Consider the following 17,812-nt stretch of genomic DNA (forward strand, 5'->3'; position numbering starts at 1 on the left):
CGCGCGCCCGGTCGGCGCCGGGCCGGCCGCCGCACGTCCGCCCGCAGGGCCTGCGTCACTCCTTCGGGGGCTCCGGCTCCTCGACGAAGTTCACGCGCTTGAACTGCTTGTTCATGGACTTGACCAGGAACCACGTGGCGACGCCGAGGGCGGCGAAGACCACGAAGCCCAGGAGGCCCGGGGTCACCTTCTCGTCGGGGACGAGGTCGGCGGCGAGGCTGGTGAGGTTCACGGGGGTGCTCATCTCTCCATGGTGGCCCGGCTCACGGGGAGCCGGGCCACCGGGGGTGGGTCAGTCGCGCGTGTCGGCGGCCTCGGCCGCCAGGCTCGGCGTGCGCAGGCCGGCGAACAGGTCGTCCTCCGGCAGGTCGGCGTCGATCAGGGTGCGGGCCAGCTCGTAGTCCTCGGTCGGCCAGACCTCCCGCTGGACCTCCAGCGGGACGCGGAACCACGGCCCGTCCGGGTCGATCTGGGTGGCGTGCGCGATCAGCGCGCGGTCCCGGGTGTCGAACCAGTCGTCGCAGCGGACCCGGGTGGTGATCTCGCGCTCCTTGCGGCCGCTCTTCTCCCAGCCCTCGATCCACTCGCCGTACGGCGACTCGTGGCCGTTCTCGCTGAGGTACGTGTGCAGCGCCCGGATGCGGCCCATCGGGAAGCCGTGGTTGTAGTAGAGCTTCAGCGGCTGCCAGGGCTCGCCGGCCTCCGGGTAGGCGTCCGGGTCCCCGGCGGCGTCGAAGGCCAGCATGGTGATCTTGTGGGTCATGATGTGGTCGGGGTGCGGGTAGCCGCCGTTCTCGTCGTAGGTCGTGATGACCTGCGGCTTGAACTCGCGGATCAGCCGGACCAGCGGTTCGGCCGCGTCCTTGACCTCCTGCAGGGCGAAGCACCCCTCGGGCAGCGGGGGCAGCGGGTCCCCCTCCGGCAGGCCGGAGTCGACGAATCCCAGCCAGGCCTGCCTGACCCCGAGGATCGCGCGGGCCTCGTCCATCTCCTTGCGCCGGACCTCGTGGATGTTCTCCTCGATCTCCGGACGCCCCTGCAGCTTCGGGTTGAGGACGGATCCCCGTTCCCCCCCGGTGCAGGTGGCCACCAGTACGTCCACCCCCTGCTCGACGTACATGGCCATGGTCGCCGCGCCCTTGCTGGACTCGTCGTCCGGGTGGGCGTGCACCGCCATCAGTCGCAACTGCTCAGTCAACGCCTGCGTTCCTTCCACCAATGTCCGGGCCTGCCGTCGTCTCCGGCCTGCCCATCGTCCGAGCCGCTCGGTTCGGGGACCGCGTCGCCGCGGGACCGGCCGCCGGACATGCCACCGACACGGCCGAGCCCCGCCCCCGCCGCAGCGGCCGCGGGCGTGCCCCTCCTATAGTGACGGACTGGAGGACCCTTACATTCCCCGCACCACCCTGGCGGCCCTCCGAGGAGAGGACTGAGCCCGATGAGCGCAGGTACCACCGCCCCGCAGCTGCCCGAGGGCCGCTACGGACGGCGCAGCGACCGCGAGGCGGACCGCCGGCTCAAGGTGGTGGGCGCCGTCGTCGCCGTCCTGGCGCTCGGCCTGGTGGCCTGGCTGGGCGCTTCGTACCTGATCCGCGAGACCACCATCAACGGCAGCGTCCCGGCCTTCCAGGCGGTCTCGGACTCCGAGGTGAAGCTGCACCTGGCCGTCCGCAAGAGCGACGGCACCGCGGGCAGCTGTACCGTCCGCTCGCAGAGCGCGGACGGCGCGGTGGTCGGGGTGGCCGACTTCCCCGTCCCGGCCGAGCACGACAGCTACGACGCCTGGGTGAGCCTGCGGACCACCGCCCGCGGCACCACCGCCGAGCTGCTGGGATGCACTCCGGCCGAGTAGGGCCGGAGAGGACCGGCCGGCCCCCGCGCCAGGCCGGGTATTCGGTGGCGGTTGCCGCCCGCCCCGGCGCATATTCGATCCGGCGAGCGGGAATCGGTTCAGGAAGTCCGACGCACCGGTCCTGTACACCTTGGCGCAATGCCGTCGTCAATGGCGCGCCAACGACCCTCCCGCTTGTCGGCAGGAGTTGTTAGGCTCGTGGTTTCGCCCCTCTCGCACCGGATGGTACGGGAGCGGGCGTTGCTTTGTAGTTAAGACCGATATCACCACCACACCCCTGCTGACGACTCACACCCTCAGCACAGCCCCAGCACCTACGAGGAGCACCCGTGACCCAGACCAGCGACCACGTGACCTGGCTCACTCAGTCCGGCTACGACCAGCTCAAGGCCGAGCTGGAGCACCTGACCGGCCCCTGGCGCATCGAGATCGCCCAGAAGATCGAGGCGGCGCGCGAAGAGGGTGACCTCAAGGAGAACGCCGGTTACCACGCCGCCAAGGAGGAGCAGGGCAAGTACGAGCTGCGCATCCGCCAGCTCACCCAGCTCCTGGAGCGCGCGAAGGTCGGCGAGGCCCCGGCGGACTCGGGCGTGGTGGCCCCGGGCATGGTCGTGACGGTCGCCTTCGACGGCGACGAGGACGACACCATGACCTTCCTGCTGGGCTCGCGCGAGATGGCCGGCGGCGCCGACCTGAACATCTACTCCCCGCAGTCCCCGCTGGGCCGCTCCATCGACGGCAAGGCGATCGGCGACGACGCCAGCTACGAGCTGCCGAACGGCAAGCAGGCCTCGGTCAAGATCATCGAGGTCAAGCCGCACGCCGGCTGACCCCGCGCAGCACCGACGAGGGCGGCCGTGGAGGCGATCCACGGCCGCCCTCGCGCGTGCCCGTTCGTACCCGCGCCGGCCCGTTCGTACCCGCGCGGGCCCGGTCAGCCCGAGGCCGAGCGGTACTTGCGCACCGACAGCCAGGAGAACACCGCGGTGATCACCAGCGACCACAGCACCGACATCAGCACCGCGTGCTGCATCGGCCAGGCGCTGTCCACCGGGCCGACCTGGTTGCCGAACAGGTCGCGGCAGGCCTGCACGGTGGCGCTGAACGGGTTCCAGTAGGCGATCCCCTGGAGCCAGCCCGGCATGCTGCTGATCGGCACGAAGGCGTTGGAGATGAAGGTCAGCGGGAAGAGCCAGATCAGCCCCGCCGAGGTGGCCGCCTCCGGGCTGCGCACCGAGAGGCCGATCAGCGCGCCGATCCAGGAGAAGGCGTAGCCGAGCAGGAGCAGCAGCGCGAACGCGCCCAGCGCCTTCGGCACGCCGTTGTGGATCCGCCAGCCGACCAGCAGCGCGACCACCGCCAGCACCACCAGGGTGAACGCCGTCTGGCAGAGGTCCGCGAGGGTGCGGCCGACCAGCACCGCCGAGCGGGCCATCGGCAGCGAGCGGAACCGGTCGACCAGGCCCTTGGTCATGTCCTCCGCGATGCCGGCGGAGGCGCCGGCCGTGGCGAAGGTGACGGTCTGGGCGAAGATGCCGGCCATCAGGAACTGGATGTACGTGGACGAGCTGGCCTGCGTCCCGGGGATCTGGATGGCCCCGCCCATGACGTACGAGAACAGCAGCACGAACATCACCGGCTGCATGAGGCCGAAGACCACGATCTCGGGGATCCTGGTCATCCGGCGCAGGTTCCGCTTGGCGACCACCCAGGAGTCGTGCAGGGTGGCTGCCGCCCCCCGGCGCTGCTTGGGGATCGCCCCGCCGATGGCGTGCTCGGTGGCGGTCGTCATCTCACAGCTCCTTGCCGGCCGGAACGGCCTGCTTGTCCGGGCCCTGGTCGTCGCCGCCCGACCCGCTGCCGCCGTGCCCGCGGCCCCTGCCCTTGCCCTTGCCCGCGGCGCCCTCCTCCTCCTCGGCCTCCGTGACGTGGCCGGTGAGCGAGAGGAAGACGTCGTCGAGGGTCGGGCGGCGCAGGCCGATGTCGTCGATCTCGATCGAGCGGGAGTCCAGCTCGCGGATCGCGTCGGCGAGCACCCGGGCGCCGCCGCTGACCGGCACGGTGATCTTCCGGGTGTTCTTCTCCACCGCGGCCTCGCCCTTGGCGTACGCGGACAGCGCGGTGACCGCCTCGGCGACCAGGTCGGCGCGGTGCACCACGACCTCGATCCGCTCACCGCCGATCTGCGCCTTGAGCTGGTCGGCGGTGCCCCGGGCGATCACCCGGCCGTGGTCGACCACGGCGATGTCGTGGGCGAGGCGGTCCGCCTCCTCCAGGTACTGGGTGGTGAGCAGCAGGGTGGTGCCCTGCTCGACCAGGGTCTCGATGACCTCCCAGAGGGCGAGCCGGTTGCGCGGGTCGAGGCCGGTGGTCGGCTCGTCCAGGAACATCACCGGCGGCCGGACGACCAGGGCGGCGGCCAGGTCGAGCCGGCGGCGCATACCGCCGGAGTAGGTCTTGGCGATGCGGTCCTTGGCCTCGGCGAGGTTGAACCACTCCAGCAGCTCCAGCGCCCGGGCCTTCGCCTTGCGGCTGCTCATCTGGTAGAGCTCGCCGACCATCTGCAGGTTCTCGAAGCCGGTGAGGTACTCGTCGACGGCGGCGTACTGGCCGGAGAGGCCGATCAGGCTGCGGACCCGGTTGGGGTGCTTGAGCACGTCGACCCCCGCCACCACCGCGCGGCCGGAGTCGGGCTGGAGCAGGGTGGTGAGGACGCGCACGGTGGTGGTCTTGCCCGCGCCGTTCGGGCCGAGCAGCCCGAGCACCGTGCCCTCGGGGACGTCGAGGCTGACGCCGTCCAGGGCTCGTACGTCTCCGAAGGTCTTCACCAGGTTCTCGGCTTGGATGGCTGGCGGCATGGGCCTGCCTCATCTCCTCGGACGATATGGGGTGATCTGTCCCACTCTGCCCCGAACACCGGCATGCGGGCGACTCGGTTTCCGCGCGCTCGGACCCACCCAGCACGAAGAACGCGATGTATCGCGAGCCTGGCAGCTCACGATATATCGCGTCAAGGGGTTTATGTGATCCGGGCCACTCCGGTCGGCCATCCCGGCCCACCCGGGCCACGGCCCGGTCAGACCGGGCCCGCCCCGGTCGGCCCGGGCACTACCGCGACACGACGAACCCCGCGTCCCGCAGCTCGCCGACCACGACCGCGCAGTGCTCCGGCCCCTTGGTCTCCAGGTGCAGGTCCACCTCGACCTCGGTCAGGCCCAGCTGCGGGTCGATCCGGACGTGCGCCACGTCCAGCACGTTGGCGTCCACCCGGGTCAGCACCGCGAGCAGGTCCGCCAGCGCGCCCGGCTTGTCCGCCAGCCGCACCCGCAGCGAGAGGTAGCGGCCGGCCGCCGCCAGCCCGTGCCGCAGCACCCGCTGCATCAGCTGCGGATCGATGTTGCCGCCGGACAGCACCGCCACCACCGGTCCCTCGAAGGACTCCGGCTGCTCCAACAGCGCCGCGATCGGGCTCGCCCCGGCGGGCTCCACCACCAGCTTCAGGCGCTCCAGCCCGAGCAGCAGGGCCCGCGACAGCGAGTCCTCGGAGACCGTCCGGATGCCGTCGGCCAGGGTGTTGACCACCTCGAACGGGATGTCCCCGGGCCGGCCGACCATGATCCCGTCGGCCATCGTCGCGAAGTGCTCCAGCGTCACCGGCCGCCCGGCCGCCAGCGAGGGCGGGTACGCGGCCGCGGCCGCCGCCTGCACCCCGATCACCCGCACGTCCGGGCGCAGCGGCTTGACCGCCGCCGCGATCCCCGCCAGCAGTCCCCCGCCGCCCACCCCCACCAGGATGGTGCGCACCTCGGGGCACTGCTCCAGGATCTCCAGGCCGACGGTGGCCTGGCCGGTGACCACGTCCCAGTGGTCGAACGGGTGGATGAACACCGCGCCGCTCGCCTCCGCGTACCGCTGCGCGGCCTGCAGCGCCTCGTCCACCGTGGCACCGTGCAGCCGGACCTCCGCGCCGTACTCGCGGGTCGCCGCGACCTTGGGCAGCGGCGCGGCCACCGGCATGAAGACGGTCGAGCGGACCCCGAGCAGCGCGGCCGCCAGCGCCACGCCCTGGGCGTGGTTCCCGGCACTCGCCGCGACCACCCCGCCGGCCCGCTGCACCGGCGAGAGCCCCGCGATCCGCACGTACGCCCCGCGCAGCTTGAACGAGCCGGTGCGCTGGAGGTTCTCGCACTTCAGGTGGACCGGTGAGCCGATCAGCGCGGAGAGGTGCCGGCTGCCCTCCATCGGCGTCACCCGGGCGACCCCGGCGAGCATCTTCTGGGCGCCGCGGACATCGTCGAGGGTGATCGGCCAGCTCTGCATAGCGCCAGCCTACGGCGGTCGTCACCGCCAACCGGGGATGTCGGGACTGTTCCCGGGCCCGCCCCGCGCGCGTACGCTGCTGCTTCTGAGCCTCCCTCACCGCACGACGATCGTGAGCCGCGATGACGACGACCTCGCCCCAGGCCACCGACCGCACCGACCCCGTGCACAGCCAGCTCCAGTACCACCTGGCGGTGTTCGCCCGCCGGATGGAGCAGGTCCGGACCTCCGACGGCGTGGGCGCCCTGGACCGGGCCGCCTACCTCCTGCTCGACCGCCTGGAGCGGCACGGGCCCGCCAACATCAAGGCCCTCGCCGACGCCCTCGGCGTCGACTCCTCGACCGTCACCCGGCAGGTCGCCCCCCTGGTGGCGGCCGGGCTGGTCGGCCGGGTCCAGGACCCGGCCGACCGCCGCGCGGTACGGCTCGCACTGACCCCGCTCGGCGCCCGCCGGCTGGCCGAAGTGCTGGCCGGCCGGGCCGAGTTGGCCCGCCGGCTGGTGGCCGACTGGCCGCCCGAGGAGCAGCGCGCGTTCTGCGCCCTGCTGGCCCGCTTCAACGACTCGATGGAGTCCTACGCGGCCGGGCGGACGGGCGACTGGCGCGGGGCCGCCGCGGACCGGACCTAGGTCCTGGTCCCGACCTCCGACCTCCGACCTAGCCCAGCGCCTGCTTCAGGTCCGCCAGCAGGTCGTCGATCGACTCGATGCCCACCGAGACGCGCACCAGGTCGGCGGGCACCTCCAGGGCGGAGCCGGCCACCGAGGCGTGGGTCATCCGGCCCGGGTGCTCGATCAGCGACTCGACGCCGCCCAGCGACTCGCCGAGGGTGAACAGCTGCGCGCGGTTGCAGACCTCGACCGCCGCCTCCTCGCCGCCGTTGACACGGAAGGAGACCATGCCGCCGAACGCCTTCATCTGCTTGGCCGCGATGTCGTGGCCCGGGTGCTCGGGCAGGCCCGGGTACAGCACCTGGCTGACCTTGGGGTGGCCCGCCAGCAGCTCGGCGACCTTCTCCGCGTTGGAGCTGTGCCGGTCCATCCGGACCCCGAGGGTCTTGATGCCGCGCAGCACCAGCCAGGCGTCGAACGGGCCGGAGACCGCGCCCATCGCGTTCTGGTGGTACGCGACCTCCTCGCCGAGACCGGCCTCGGCCAGCACCAGGGCACCGCCGACCACGTCCGAGTGGCCGCCCATGTACTTGGTGGTGGAGTGCACGACCGCGTCCGCGCCCAGCGCGATCGGCTGCTGCAGGTACGGGCTGGCGAAGGTGTTGTCGACCACCAGCAGCGCGCCGGCGCCGTGCGCGATCTCGGCGAGCGCGGTCAGGTCGGTGATGCCCAGCAGCGGGTTGGACGGGGTCTCCACCCAGACCGCGCGGGTGTTGGGGCGCAGCGCCGCGCGGACGGTCGCCAGGTCCTGGGTGTTGGCGACGGAGAACTCGACACCCCAGCGGGTCAGCACCTTGGCGAAGAGCCGGAAGGTGCCGCCGTAGGCGTCGTTGGGGATCACGATGTGGTCGCCCGGCTTGAGGATGGTGCGCAGCAGGGTGTCCTCGGCGGCGAGGCCGGAGGCGAAGGCGAGGCCGCGGGCGCCGCCCTCCAGCGCCGCGAGGCACTCCTCCAGCGCGGTCCGGGTCGGGTTGGCGCTGCGGCTGTACTCGTATCCGCCGCGCAGGCCGCCCACCCCGTCCTGCTTGTAGGTGGACACCTGGTAGATCGGCGTGACGACGGCCCCGGTCTGGGGGTCTGCTTCCTGACCCGCGTGGATGGCGAGAGTCTCGAAGCCCTGGGGAAGCTGGTGCTCGGTCATGGCTCCGAGCGTAGTGGGCGAATCCGGGAGTGCCTCCCGGAATGCGGCGGTGCCCGCCGGAAAGCCGCCGCGCCCCAGGAATCCGCGGGCGGCCGTTCGCGTTGGAACCTGCACCACCCCTCCCGACCAGCTGGAGCAGGCCGTGCTGTTCAACCGCGACAAGACCTCGCTCGTCCCCGCCGACCAGGCGCTGCCCGGCCGGGAGGCCCCGGCCTTCACCCTGCGCGAGCCGCACACCGTGCTCGGCCACCCGCTCTCCGGCCCGTACCCCGAGGGGCTGGAGGTGGCCGACTTCGGGCTGGGCTGCTTCTGGGGTGCCGAGCGGACGTTCTGGCGTCTGCCGGGCGTCTGGACGACCCTGGTCGGCTACCAGGGCGGGTACACCCCCAACCCGACGTACGAGGAGGTGTGCAGCGGGCGGACCGGGCACACCGAGGCGGTCCGGGTGGTCTTCGACCCGGCGGTGATCCCGTACGAGCGGCTGCTGAAGACCTTCTGGGAGGCCCACGACCCGACGCAGGGCAACCGCCAGGGCAACGACGTGGGCAGCCAGTACCGCTCCGCCGTCTACACCCACTCCCCCACCCAGGCGGCCACCGCGGCCGCCACCCGGGAGTCCTTCCAGCCCGCGCTGACCGCGATCGGGCTCGGCCCGATCACCACCGAGATCGCCCCGGCCGGCCCCTTCTACCCCGCCGAGCCGTACCACCAGCAGTACCTGTCCGACGCCAAGAACCCCAACGGCTACTGCGGCCTCGGCGGCACGGGCGCGAGCTGCCCGATCGGGGTCGCCCGCACCGGGGGCTGAGCACCGCTCCGTCCGGCCGTCACGGTCCGGGGCCTGCCGGTCGGCAGGCCCCGGGCGGGGGTCGGCCGCGTCCTCAGGCCCGCCGGACTTCGTGCATGAAGCAGCCGAAGTGCAGCGCGCGGACGTGCACCACGGCCACCTCGGGGTCGGCGAGCAGCGCGGCCGCACCGGCCTCGGCCGTCTCGGGGGTGACGGGCACGCCGCCCAGGATGTGCCCGTGCCGGTCGTACGCGCGCAGCACCCGCTCGGCGCCGTGGAACGCGGTCGGCCAGTCGGAGCCCGCGCCGGGGCAGGGTCCGTCGTGGAGGAAGACCGGGCCGACCTCGTCGTACGGGCCCGGGTCGGCCCCGGTTTCGGCGGCCCAGCGGCGCAGCGGGGCGTAGGCGACGAGGGCGATCCGGTCACCGGGCAGCGCCCGGCCGAGGCAGCAGCGCAGCGGGGCGCCGCCGGTGTGGTCCACGGACCGCACGGGCGGGCGGCCCGCGTCGTCGCGGACCAGCAGGGTGGCGTGCACGGCCGGGTCGATCGGCCGGACGGTCAGGACGGGGGCGGTGGTGGTCGTCATGCCGTCCAGCCTCCCTCCGGGGCCGCGCCGAGTCCGGCGGGTTTCGGTCGTCGCGTTGGACCGCGCCGCACGAACCGCGCCGACGCAGCACAGGCAGACACAGCACAGGCAGACACCCCACACGCAGACACAGCACAGGCAGGCCCGGCAGGAGCCGGACCGGCCTGCGGGCCGTTCGGAGGTCAGATCGCGCTGCCGGCCCGCCAGGCCGCCCAGCCCAGGTTCCAGCCGTTCAGGCCGTTGGACGGCTCGACGGTCTTGTCGCCGGAGTTCACGACCTCGACGACGTCGCCGACCATCGAGCTCCTGTAGAACCGGTAGCCGTCGGTGCTCTGGTCCTGCCCGCCCTTGGCGTCCTTCAGGCCGATGCAGCCGTGGCTGGTGTTCTGGCTGCCGAAGATCGAGGACGACGACCAGTAGTTGCCGTGGATGAAGGTGCCGGAGGTGGTCAGGCGCTGGGCGTGCGGCACGTCGGAGATGTCGTACTCGCTGCCGAGGCCGACGGTCTGCGAGTTCATCCGGGTCTGCTGGAACTGCTCGGAGATGACCATCTTGCCGCCCCAGGTGCGGTACTCGGGCGCGCCGCCGGAGATCGCGTAGACGGCGCTCACCTGGCCGTCGGTGGTGACGGTGAGCTTCTTGGTGGCGAGGTCGGCGACGCTGGTCTGGGCCCGGCCGACGGTGAAGCGGACGTCCTTCGACTGGGTGCCGTACACGCCCTTGGCGCCCTCGACGTCCTTGAGCCGGAGCTTGACGGTGACCTTGGTGCCCTTCGCCCAGTACTCCTGGGGCCGGAAGTCGAGACGGGTGCTGGAGAACCAGTGCCCGACGATCTCGACACCCGGCTCGGCTATGACGGTGATCGCCTGCTGGACGGTCTTGCGGTCGGTGACCGGCTTGCTGAAGTTGATCGAGACCGGCATGCCGACGCCGACGGTGGAGCCGTCCTCGGGGGTGAAGTAGCCCACGAAGGTGTTGGCCGGGGTCGCCGTGGTGAAGGAGGTGTTGGCGTCCGCCTCCAGCCTGTCCTTGTCGGTGGCGGTGGCGGCGATCGTGTACCTGGTGCCGCTGACCGGCGCGGCCGCGGAGGTCCAGCCGGTGCCGTCGGAGGAGAGCTGACCCGCCAGGGCCTTGCCGGCGGCGTCGGTGACCTTGACCGAGCCCAGGGTGCCGTTGGCGACGGTGACCTTGACCGGGTCGCTGAAGCTGGCACCGGTGGCGCCGTCGGCGGGGGTGACGGTGATGACGGCGGCCGAGGTCTTCGGCGAGCTGCTCGCGGCGGTCGTCGCCGCGCCCGAGCCGCCCGAACCGCCGGTACCCGGGGTACCCGCCGTCCCGCCGCCGCCCGCGTTGCCGCCGGAAGCCCCGGAGCCGCTCTTGTCGTCGTTGCAGGCCGCCAGCAGCAGGACCGGCGCCCCGATCAGACCCGCCAGCACGCCGCGTCGGCTCCAGTTGCTCCCGGTCGTCCGACCCTGCCCGTCCCGTGCTGTCACGTCACGCTCTCCCTGCTGATCATCCCGGGCATTACGGATAGAAAAACGCAATCCGCCCCTTCACGGTTCCACCACCAACGGGAAGCGATCGTATGAGACTACTCAACTTCCCGCCAAATATGGACAAAATGCCCGGCCTGCACAGGGCAGACCGGGCAGTCACGCAATGTGACGTCGGGGGTCGCCCCCCGGGGTGACTACTCGGCGGACTCGTCCACCGTGTACTCGTCCCACTCCCCCTCGGGGTCGAACTCGGTCTGCGCGGACTCCCAGGTCGCCGAGGCGAGCTCCACCCCGGGAACGTCGCCGAGCAGGGCGACCGGGTCGATGAAGTGGGCGAGGGAACCCGACGGGTCCACCTCGATGGCCTCGACGGACTGCGCGCGCTCGTCGTCGTCGAGGTACTCGTCGGCCGTCACCTGCTGCAGGGCGGCTGCCTTGAGCGCCTGCTCGTCGGTGATCTCGGCGATGAGCTCGATGCTGAGCCGGACGTAGCGCGGGGCGTCCTGGCCGGTCGTGTCAGTGCTGGTCATGCGTGCGAGGTTACGGGAAACAGGAAACGCACACGGGAAGGGCCGGTCCCTCCGAGGAGGGACCGGCCCGCCGCCTCCGCCGGGCTCCCCCACCCGGGAGCCGCGGAGACGCGCCAAGCGGCGCGGTGAACGCCGTGGGAGCCGCCGCACCCTGTCGACCGGCCGGAGCCGGACAGGGGCGGGACGACGGCGCCTCCCACAGGCGGGCCCCTCCTGCTCCCGATGCCGGGGAAGGAGGGCGGGACACGGCCGGCCGGGTCAGGGCCGGCCGGTGTGTCCGGAGACGACCGCGGGCGCCGGGGAGCCGCTCCCGGACGGTTGCCGTCGTCTCGCTCGGCGTCTTGCCGTGCACACAACGATGCCCGACCGTTGTTAACCACGTGCTGCGCGGAGGTGACGCCGGTGTACCACTTCGGCCGTGGACGAATCCTCAGCCGCGGCGGCGGCGGTCAGGGCTGACCCGGCGTCAGTGCGCGACTCGGCTGGCCAGGAAGCCCAGCAGGTCCTGGCTGGTGACGATGCCCTGCGGCTTGCCCTCCACCAGCACCACCGCGGCGTCGGACTTCTCCAGCACGGTCATCAGGTTGGTGACCGTCTCGCCCGAGCCGACCACCGGCAGCGGCTTGGACATCACCTTGTCCAGGGTGTCGGTCAGCTGGATCTCGTTCGAGAAGACGCCCTCCAGCAGCAGCTTCTCGACCACCGAGCCGATCACCTCGCCGGCCATGATGTCGGGGTGACCGGCACCCGGGGAGACCACCGGCATCTGCGAGACGCCGTACTCGCGCAGCACCCGGACCGCCTCGGCGACGGTCTCGTTGGGGTGCATGTGGACGAACTGCGGGATGCCCTCGTGCTCGATGGCGTCCTTGCGGCCCAGCACCTCGCTGATGTGCGCCTCGTCGGTGGCCGAGGGCAGGAAGCCGTAGTCGGCCATCCAGTCGTCGTTGAAGATCTTGGACAGGTAGCCGCGGCCGCCGTCCGGCAGCAGCACGACGACCACGTCGTCCGGGCCGAGGCCCTTGGCGACCTCCAGCGCGGCCACCACGGCCATCCCGCAGGAGCCGCCGACCAGCAGGCCCTCCTCCTTGGCCAGGCGGCGGGTCATCTGGAACGAGTCCTTGTCGGAGACGGCGACGATCCCGTCCGCGACGGCGCGGTCGTAGGCGGTCGGCCAGAAGTCCTCACCGACGCCCTCGACCAGGTACGGCCGGCCGGTGCCGCCCGAGTAGACCGAGCCCTCCGGGTCGGCGCCGATCACCTTGACCTTGCCGCCGGAGACCTCCTTCAGGTAGTTGCCGGTGCCGGAGATGGTGCCGCCGGTGCCGACGCCCGCCACGAAGTGGGTGATCCGCCCCTCGGTCTGCTCCCACAGCTCCGGGCCGGTGGAGTGGTAGTGCGAGGCCGGGTTGTCCGGGTTGGAGTACTGGTCCGGCTTCCAGGCGTTCGGGGTCTCACGGACCAGCCGGTCGGAGACGTTGTAGTACGAGTCCGGGTGCTCCGGGGCGACGGCGGTCGGACAGACGACCACCTCGGCGCCGTACGCGCGCAGCGTGTTGATCTTGTCGGTGGACACCTTGTCCGGACAGACGAAGATGCACTTGTAGCCCTTCTGCTGGGCCACGATCGCCAGCCCGACACCCGTGTTGCCGGAGGTCGGCTCCACGATCGTGCCGCCGGGCTTGAGCGCACCCGAGGCCTCCGCGGCCTCGATCATGCGCATCGCGATGCGGTCCTTGACCGAGCCGCCGGGGTTGAAGTACTCGACCTTGGCCAGCACGGTCGCGCTGATGCCCTCGGTGACCTTGTTCAGCTTGACCAGCGGCGTGTTGCCGACCAGGTCGATGATCGAGTTGTGGTACCGCACGGGGGTCCTCCCGGTCTGTGGGCATGCGAGTGCATTCGGTACTGCAAAGCCTAGGGCGTGCCACAGGCCCCAGCCCGCCCTCGCGCCACACCGTTCCCGGCCCGGCCGCCGGAGGGCCGCCCCACGGATGGCCCACGCCCGCCGATAGCTCGCGGCCGGGGGCGGGTAGGAGGGGTGTGCAGGCAACGGGAGTGGCCCCGTCGGGGGCGGCACGAGGACGCGAAGGGGGCACCGGATGCCAGGGGCACAGGAGTCACGGGCCCGGGTGGCGCGCCGGATCGCCACCGCGGCGGCGTACGGCGGCGGGGGGCTGGGCCTGCTGGGGGTGGGCCTGGTGGGCCTGCTGGTCACCGAGAGCAAGCTGGCCGTGCAGGCCATCGGCATCCTGGAGGGCGATCCCCCCAAGGCCGACGGCGTGTACGGGGAGGCCTTCGCGGACGGCGGCGCCGAGCCGCAGCCGCCGCTGGTGCTCGCCTTCCTCGGCGACTCCACCGCGGCCGGCCTGGGTGTGCTGCGCGCCCGCGAGACGCCGGGCGCCCTGCTCGCCGCGGGCCTCGCCTCGGTGGCCGAGCGGCCGGTCCGGCTGATCAACGTGGCCCGCTCCGGCGGGCGCTCGGCGAACCTCTCCGGCCAGCTGGAGCTGGCCCTGCCGCACCGCCCCGACATCGCCGTGATCATGGTCGGCGCCAACGACGTCACCCGGCACAGCCCGGCCCAGCTCGCGGTCCGCCAGCTCGGCGAGGCGGTCGCGGCGCTGCGGGCCAACGGCTGCGAGGTGGTGGTCGGCACCTGCCCGGACCTCGGGACGATCAAGCCGGTCCACCCGCCGCTGCGCTGGGTGGCCCGGCGGCTGAGCCGACAGCTGGCCGCCGCCCAGACCATCGCCGTGGTGGAGGCGGGCGGCCGGACGGTCTCGCTCGGCTCGCTGCTCGGGCCGGAGTTCGCGGCCCGCCCGGAGATGTTCGCCGCCGACCGCTACCACCCCTCGGCGCAGGGCTACGCGACCGCCGCGATGGCCGTGCTGCCCTCGCTCTGCGCGGCGCTCGGCCTCTGGCCGGAGGAGGACCGCCCGAGCGGCCCGGTGCCCGGCGACACCGTGCTGCCGGTGGCGGTGGCCGCCGCGGCCGCGGCCGGCCGGGCCGGCACCGAAGTGGCCGCCGTCGGAGCCGAGGGGGCGGCCACGCGCTGGGCGCTGCTGCGCCACCGGCTGCGGGTCGGCCTGCCCGGCTCCCTGGCGGCCGAGGAGGCCGCCGCCCGCCCTGCGGCACCGGACGGGAACACGTCGGCGAGCTCACACGCCGGGGCGGGTGACGCCTGACCTACCAGACGGTAACTTTCCTCCCGGGCGTCCGACCGTCCCGCCCGGCCGGCCGCCGGCCCGGGGCCGGGCGCCCCCAGCCCGAAGGTCACTCAGCGAGGAGCACGCCATGCCCGAAGCCGTCATCGTCAGCGCCGCCCGTTCGCCGATCGGCCGGGCTTTCAAGGGCTCGCTCAAGGACGTCCGCCCGGACGACCTGACCGCGCACATCATCGGCGCCGCGCTGGCCAAGGTGCCCCAGCTCGACCCGCGCGACATCGACGACCTGATGCTGGGCTGCGGCCTGCCCGGCGGCGAGCAGGGCCACAACCTGGCCCGCATCGTGGCCGTCCAGATGGGCATGGACTACCTGCCCGGCGCCACCATCACCCGGTACTGCTCGTCCTCGCTCCAGACCACCCGGATGGCACTGCACGCGATCAAGGCGGGCGAGGGCGACGTCTTCATCTCGGCCGGTGTGGAGACCGTCTCGCGCAGCATCAACGGCACCTCGGACGGCATGCCGGGCACCATGAACCCGCTCTTCGACGCGGCCCAGGCCCGGACCGCCAAGCGGGCCGAGGTGGGCGGCGGCGAGTGGCACGACCCGCGCGAGGACGGGCTCGTCCCGGACGCCTACATCGCGATGGGCCAGACCGCCGAGAACCTCGCCGCGCTCAAGGGCATCACCCGGGCCGAGCAGGACGAGTTCGGCGTGCGCTCACAGAACCTCGCCGAGGCCGCCATCAAGGCCGGCTTCTGGGAGCGCGAGATCACCCCGGTCACGCTGCCGGACGGCACCGTGGTCAGCACCGACGACGGCCCGCGCGCGGGCGTCACCGTCGAGGGCGTCTCCGGCCTGAAGCCGGTGTTCCGCCCCGACGGCACCGTGACCGCCGGTAACTGCTGCCCGCTGAACGACGGCGCCGCCGCGCTGGTCATCATGTCCGACACCAAGGCCCGCGAGCTGGGCATCACCCCGCTCGCCCGGGTCGTCTCCACCGGCGTCAGCGGCCTCTCCCCCGAGATCATGGGCTACGGCCCGGTCGAGGCCTCCAAGCAGGCGCTCCGCCGCGCCGGGCTGAGCATCGGCGACATCGACCTGGTCGAGATCAACGAGGCCTTCGCCGCCCAGGTCATCCCCTCCTACCGGGACCTCGGCATCGACCTGGACCGGCTGAACGTCAACGGCGGCGCGATCGCGGTCGGCCACCCCTTCGGCATGACCGGCGCCCGGATCACCACCACCCTGATCAACTCCCTGCAGTGGCACGACAAGCAGTTCGGTCTGGAGACCATGTGCGTCGGCGGCGGCCAGGGCATGGCGATGGTCATCGAGCGGCTCAGCTGACCCTCCCGCGTCAAGCCCGGGCGGTCCAGACCACCCATTTGGAGTGACGCAGAGTAATTGAGGGCCGGATCACACCGCGAGGTCGATCCGGCCCTCTTTCCTTTCGAAAACGGCCCGGAAATCGACAGTGCGGAGCGGATCAACTCCGCAGCGTAGAACGGTGTTACCTAACAATTTGGGGACAAGTGCGAAAGTCACGGACAAATTAGACATTCGCCACTGCGGTAACACCCCCGCATGCGGCAGTGTGGAGAGGTAACCCCGTTCCACTCCTCCCTAGGAGTACGTTCCGTGAGCGCCGTCTACACCATCCTGCTGCTGATCCTGATCACCGTGTCGACCACCGTGCTGTTCCACCTCCGGGGGCTCTCCCGGCGGTTGGACGCCCAGGCCGCGACCGAGCCCGCACCCGTCGACGAGGCCGCGATACGCCGGGCCGTGACCGAGGCCCTCGCCGCCGACCGCGAGCGGGAGATCACCGAGGCCCGCGCGTTCTGGGCCGAGCAGGAGGCCCGCGCGGCCGAGGACGCGCCGCTGTTCGACTCCCCCTTCGCGAGCGTGCTCGGCAGCACCGAGGAGTGGCCGCTCTTCTTCCCCCGGCCGACCGGCCCGCAGGACGCCGCCGACAACTCCGGGACGATGGACCCGGAATTCGGCGAGGCACTGCGCTCCGCGCTGGAGGACCTGATCAACGAGGGCGGCACCGGCCCGGCCGAGCCGACCGCGGGCCCCGAGGGCGGCGCCCCGCTGCGCCCCGGGCACCCGGCGGGCGCGGCGTCCGCCGAGACCGGCGGTGACGCCCGGGCCCGGCGCGAGGCGGACCTGCTGGCCACCGGTCTGGAGGCCGGGCTGCTGGACGCCGAGGCGCTCGTCGAGGAGGCCCCGGTGGTCGCCCCCGACCCCCGCCGCCACCCCTCCCACCCCGACTTCGTGCCCAGCCAGGCACCGTCCCGCGAGTGGACCGACACCCGGCTGGCCACGCTCGCCGAGGAGTGCGTCGCCCTGATCGACGTCCGCCCCGGCCCGCTCGGCACCCTGGACGTGTACGCCTTCGCCGACGGCACCACGCTCTGCGTGGCCCCGGGCGACCGCGAGGCCGCCTACCGGCTGATCGACGCCGTCCGGGCCGGCGAGGACGTCCGGCTGCTCGGCGGCTCGCGGTTCTCCGGCTCGTACTCGCTGACCTTCTCCACCGACGAGGACGCCGTGTACGTGCTCGCCGACCGGGTGGTCGCGAGCATCTGACACCTCACCAGGAGGCCGGCCGGATCGGGGGGTTACCGATCCGGGCGGCCTTTCGCCTGTCCGGGCCCGCGCCGCTCAGGCGCAGAGCTCGGCGGTGGCCGCCACCTCGGCCAGGGCCCCGGCCAGCACCGCCGCACCGTCGACCCCAGTGCCGTTGGCCCCGGCGCCGTCGGCCGCACCCGGGCCGTCCGCCGGGCCGGGCAGCAGCACCCGGGCGCCCTCGGGCAGGGCGGCCAGCGCGGCCGCCAGGTCGTGCCCGGCCACCGCGAGCTGGTCGCCGACCGCGAACGCCCCGGCGTCCGGGAAGTCCCGCACCGCCAGCCCCTCCGCGGCCCGCGCCGCCCCCGCCAGCCACCGGGCCAGCGCCAGCGCGGCCGCCGCCCGCGAGGCGTGGCCGGGCACCGCGCCCAGCAGCCGGCTCTGCGGCATGGAGCGGAAACGATCCGCCAGGGAGTCGACGGCTTCCACGAGGGGCGTTGCTTCGGGCATACGGCGAGCCTAACGAACGCCGCCGGGCCCCGGAGCGGGAGGCTCCGGGGCCCGGCGGGCCGTGCACAGGTGCGGCGGGACCGCGGGGACTAGTGCCGCGTCAGGCAACCTTCGCCCCGTCGCGACGCCCGGCACGCACTCTCGCCGCACCGGCCGAAAGCCCAAGTACGTCCAGTACGA

18 protein-coding genes are annotated in these 17,812 nt (G+C 72.8%); 7 read left to right on the forward strand and 11 right to left on the reverse strand.

Annotation, left to right across the window (positions count from 1 at the left end):
- Positions 1-55: 55 nt before the first annotated feature.
- Both ACFVVX_RS13010 and mca read right to left on the reverse strand, forming a co-directional pair.
- Positions 56-244 carry a hypothetical protein gene (locus ACFVVX_RS13010; protein ID WP_387944594.1) on the reverse strand — a complete coding sequence of 63 codons (189 nt, stop codon included), beginning with the start codon at positions 242-244 and terminating at the stop codon, positions 56-58.
- 48 nt (positions 245-292) lie between these two features.
- The gene (gene mca / locus ACFVVX_RS13015) at positions 293-1,198 is read right to left on the reverse strand and encodes a mycothiol conjugate amidase Mca (RefSeq protein WP_387944596.1); all 906 of its coding nucleotides are present in this window, start codon (positions 1,196-1,198) and stop codon (positions 293-295) included.
- Between the two features lie 240 nt (positions 1,199-1,438).
- On the opposite strand from mca, the gene ACFVVX_RS13020 reads away from it, so the two are divergent.
- Both ACFVVX_RS13020 and greA read left to right on the forward strand, forming a co-directional pair.
- Entirely contained in the window at positions 1,439-1,852 is a 414-nt protein-coding gene (locus ACFVVX_RS13020) for a DUF4307 domain-containing protein (protein ID WP_387944598.1), read from the forward strand.
- A 329-nt stretch (positions 1,853-2,181) separates the two neighbouring features.
- Entirely contained in the window at positions 2,182-2,682 is a 501-nt protein-coding gene (gene greA, locus ACFVVX_RS13025) for a transcription elongation factor GreA (RefSeq protein ID WP_387944600.1), read from the forward strand.
- A gap of 104 nt (positions 2,683-2,786) precedes the next feature.
- On the opposite strand, the gene ACFVVX_RS13030 is transcribed toward greA, so the two are convergent.
- From ACFVVX_RS13030 to ilvA, 3 genes are all read right to left on the reverse strand, one after another.
- Positions 2,787-3,644 (reverse strand): ABC transporter permease, encoded by an 858-nt coding sequence (locus ACFVVX_RS13030; protein WP_387944602.1) that lies wholly within the window; start codon positions 3,642-3,644, stop codon positions 2,787-2,789.
- 1 nt (position 3,645) lies between these two features.
- Positions 3,646-4,710, reverse strand: a complete 1,065-nt coding sequence (locus ACFVVX_RS13035; protein WP_387944604.1) for an ATP-binding cassette domain-containing protein — start codon at positions 4,708-4,710, stop codon at positions 3,646-3,648.
- 250 nt (positions 4,711-4,960) lie between these two features.
- The gene (gene ilvA / locus ACFVVX_RS13040; RefSeq protein WP_387944606.1) at positions 4,961-6,172 is read right to left on the reverse strand and encodes a threonine ammonia-lyase; all 1,212 of its coding nucleotides are present in this window, start codon (positions 6,170-6,172) and stop codon (positions 4,961-4,963) included.
- Positions 6,173-6,294: 122 nt separating this feature from the next.
- Here ilvA and ACFVVX_RS13045 point away from each other — a divergent pair, with 122 nt between their 5' ends.
- Positions 6,295-6,801 carry a MarR family winged helix-turn-helix transcriptional regulator gene (locus tag ACFVVX_RS13045; RefSeq protein ID WP_387944608.1) on the forward strand — a complete coding sequence of 169 codons (507 nt, stop codon included), beginning with the start codon at positions 6,295-6,297 and terminating at the stop codon, positions 6,799-6,801.
- Positions 6,802-6,829: 28 nt separating this feature from the next.
- Here the strand turns inward: ACFVVX_RS13045 and ACFVVX_RS13050 are convergent, their stop codons facing one another.
- On the reverse strand, positions 6,830-7,984 hold the full coding sequence (locus ACFVVX_RS13050; protein ID WP_387944610.1) for a cystathionine gamma-synthase: 1,155 nt from the start codon (positions 7,982-7,984) through the stop codon (positions 6,830-6,832).
- A 142-nt stretch (positions 7,985-8,126) separates the two neighbouring features.
- On the opposite strand from ACFVVX_RS13050, the gene msrA reads away from it, so the two are divergent.
- Positions 8,127-8,792, forward strand: a complete 666-nt coding sequence (msrA, locus tag ACFVVX_RS13055) for a peptide-methionine (S)-S-oxide reductase MsrA (protein WP_387944612.1) — start codon at positions 8,127-8,129, stop codon at positions 8,790-8,792.
- A 73-nt stretch (positions 8,793-8,865) separates the two neighbouring features.
- On the opposite strand, the gene ACFVVX_RS13060 is transcribed toward msrA, so the two are convergent.
- The 4 genes from ACFVVX_RS13060 to ACFVVX_RS13075 form a co-directional block, all read right to left on the reverse strand.
- Positions 8,866-9,357 carry a DUF1203 domain-containing protein gene (locus ACFVVX_RS13060; protein WP_387944614.1) on the reverse strand — a complete coding sequence of 164 codons (492 nt, stop codon included), beginning with the start codon at positions 9,355-9,357 and terminating at the stop codon, positions 8,866-8,868.
- Between the two features lie 182 nt (positions 9,358-9,539).
- On the reverse strand, positions 9,540-10,850 hold the full coding sequence (locus tag ACFVVX_RS13065) for an Ig-like domain-containing protein (RefSeq protein ID WP_387944616.1): 1,311 nt from the start codon (positions 10,848-10,850) through the stop codon (positions 9,540-9,542).
- A 197-nt stretch (positions 10,851-11,047) separates the two neighbouring features.
- Positions 11,048-11,383: a hypothetical protein gene (locus tag ACFVVX_RS13070; RefSeq protein ID WP_387944618.1), complete on the reverse strand. Its 336-nt coding sequence runs from the start codon at positions 11,381-11,383 to the stop codon at positions 11,048-11,050.
- Positions 11,384-11,849: 466 nt separating this feature from the next.
- Positions 11,850-13,250 carry a cystathionine beta-synthase gene (locus ACFVVX_RS13075; RefSeq protein ID WP_387944620.1) on the reverse strand — a complete coding sequence of 467 codons (1,401 nt, stop codon included), beginning with the start codon at positions 13,248-13,250 and terminating at the stop codon, positions 11,850-11,852.
- 235 nt (positions 13,251-13,485) lie between these two features.
- On the opposite strand from ACFVVX_RS13075, the gene ACFVVX_RS13080 reads away from it, so the two are divergent.
- The 3 genes from ACFVVX_RS13080 (at position 13,486) to ACFVVX_RS13090 (ending at position 17,143) form a co-directional block, all read left to right on the forward strand.
- Entirely contained in the window at positions 13,486-14,568 is a 1,083-nt protein-coding gene (locus ACFVVX_RS13080; RefSeq protein WP_387944622.1) for an SGNH/GDSL hydrolase family protein, read from the forward strand.
- 109 nt (positions 14,569-14,677) lie between these two features.
- Positions 14,678-15,898, forward strand: a complete 1,221-nt coding sequence (locus ACFVVX_RS13085; RefSeq protein WP_387944624.1) for an acetyl-CoA C-acetyltransferase — start codon at positions 14,678-14,680, stop codon at positions 15,896-15,898.
- Between the two features lie 291 nt (positions 15,899-16,189).
- Positions 16,190-17,143: a hypothetical protein gene (locus ACFVVX_RS13090; protein WP_387944626.1), complete on the forward strand. Its 954-nt coding sequence runs from the start codon at positions 16,190-16,192 to the stop codon at positions 17,141-17,143.
- 75 nt (positions 17,144-17,218) lie between these two features.
- Here ACFVVX_RS13090 and ACFVVX_RS13095 read toward each other — a convergent pair whose 3' ends face one another.
- Positions 17,219-17,632 (reverse strand): hypothetical protein, encoded by a 414-nt coding sequence (locus tag ACFVVX_RS13095; protein WP_387944628.1) that lies wholly within the window; start codon positions 17,630-17,632, stop codon positions 17,219-17,221.
- Between the last annotated feature and the right edge of the window lie 180 nt (positions 17,633-17,812).

The organism is Kitasatospora sp. NPDC058170, from assembly GCF_042883905.1.
In the GTDB taxonomy this organism is placed as follows: Bacteria; Actinomycetota; Actinomycetes; order Streptomycetales; family Streptomycetaceae; genus Kitasatospora.